This is a genomic window from Streptomyces sp. NPDC004752 (genome assembly GCF_053601275.1).
The window spans coordinates 1-1,595 of the sequence record NZ_JBSGBN010000302.1 but is presented as its reverse complement, the minus strand read 5'-3'; the positions used below and the strand labels follow the sequence as shown (position 1 = coordinate 1,595).

The 1,595-nt window shown below is 64.4% G+C and carries 1 protein-coding gene and 1 pseudogene; one reads left to right on the top strand and one right to left on the bottom strand.

Annotated elements, in window-relative coordinates:
- A partial coding sequence (locus ACWEKM_RS46525) for an IS3 family transposase (protein ID WP_451627365.1) occupies nt 1-180 on the top strand: 180 nt, incomplete at its 5' end.
- An 81-nt stretch (nt 181-261) separates the two neighbouring features.
- On the opposite strand, the pseudogene ACWEKM_RS46520 reads toward ACWEKM_RS46525, so the two are convergent.
- Nucleotides 262-1,357, bottom strand: a pseudogene (locus ACWEKM_RS46520) (integrase core domain-containing protein).
- Nucleotides 1,358-1,595: the final 238 nt, after the last annotated feature.

Here is a 1,595-nt window from a genome sequence, read left to right as displayed (position 1 = left end):
ACCCGCGCCGAGGCCAACCTCGCGCTCTTCCAGTACATCGACGGCTTCTACAACAGCCGGCGCATCCAGAAACGGCTCGGCTACCTCAGCCCCGTCGAATTCGAGGAGAAGCACTACGCCGAGCGAGCAACGACCGAACGAACGAACCCGAAACCCCGCCAACCTGCCCTGACCAGCTGATCAGCACCTCCCGCACGCCGGGGGAACCTCATCCCAACGATCCGGCATACCTGCCCTTGCCGGAAACGTCATCCGTGCAGGTCAAGCAGCATGCCGGTACTCGTGGAGGATGCCGCCGAGGCGATCGTGTCGACGTATGTTGAGGTGGGCTGACGTGTCCGGATCGTCGATCGGTGGGCAGGGGGTGCAGAGGTCTGGCGTTGGCGATGTTCTGGTGTGGTCGGTGTCTGTTGTAGAACTGTTCGAACTCGCGCAGAGTGTGGAGGAGGTGTCGCTGGTTCCAGATCAACGTCCGGTCCAGGAGTTCGCGGCGACAGGTCTGTATCTACCTTTCAATGATCGAGTTCATCCTTGGCATCTGGATGCCGCTGAGCACGGCTTCGGTCCCCGCGTCCTTGAGGATGCCATCGAACGGTTCGGGGAACGTCCCGTCTCTGTCCCGGATCATGAATCGTGTCCGGCAGCCGGGGTCTTCGAGGTCCATGGCGGGGTTCTTCGCCGCTTGCGCTGCCCAGGAGGCGGTGGGATGCGTGGTGGCGCCCAGGACGCGGATCCGGCGACTGCCGTGTTCGATCACCACGAGCACGTGCATCCGCATCCCCGACAGGGTGACTGTTTCCATGAAGTCGCAGGCCGGCAGGGCATCAGCCTGAGTGCGAAGGAAAGTGGCCCAGGTACTGGAGTTCCGTTCGGGTGTTGGGTCGGTGCCGGCCTCCTTCAGGATTTCCCAGACGGTGGACGCGCCCACTTTCACCCCCAGCACGAGCAGCTCGCCGTGCAGGCGTCGGTACCCCCAGTTCGGGTTCTCCTTCGCCAGGCGCAGCACCAGGGTGCGGATGGAGTGCACGGTGCGTGGCCGTCCCGGGCGTTTGGGCCGGCAGGAGGAGGCATCGCGGTGTGCGACGAGGTTGCGGTGCCAACGCAGTACCGTGTCGGGGCGTACGAGCAGCCGTAACCTTCGCAGGACGCGCGCAGGCAGCCGGTGCAGCAGCGCCGCCAGGTACGCTCTATCGCCCGGCGTGAACCGGACCTTGTCCTTGCCGAGTTGGCGTTCCAGTACGGTGATCTGGTGGCGCAGGGCGAGGATCTCCACATCCTTGTCCCGGTCGGTCAGGGGCAGCAGGCGAAGCATCGCGAACGCGTTCGTCACACCCAGGTAAGCCAGTCGCAGCAACACGATCGATCATCATGGCGGGCTGACGGGCAGCTGCGCGAGAGCGCCAACTCAAGCGATGGCGGCCAGATTTCGGGAGCCCGATGCACCGGCTCCCACCAGGACGGATGAGGTTTCCGGCAAGGGCAGCTGCAGCGCAAGCATTTAGAGGATGTCTCACGTGGTGAGTTTGGCGAGCTTCTTGTAGCAGGTGAGGGCGGCTGCGAGGCCGAGGAAGGCGAGGAAGTGGGAGCCCTTTCGC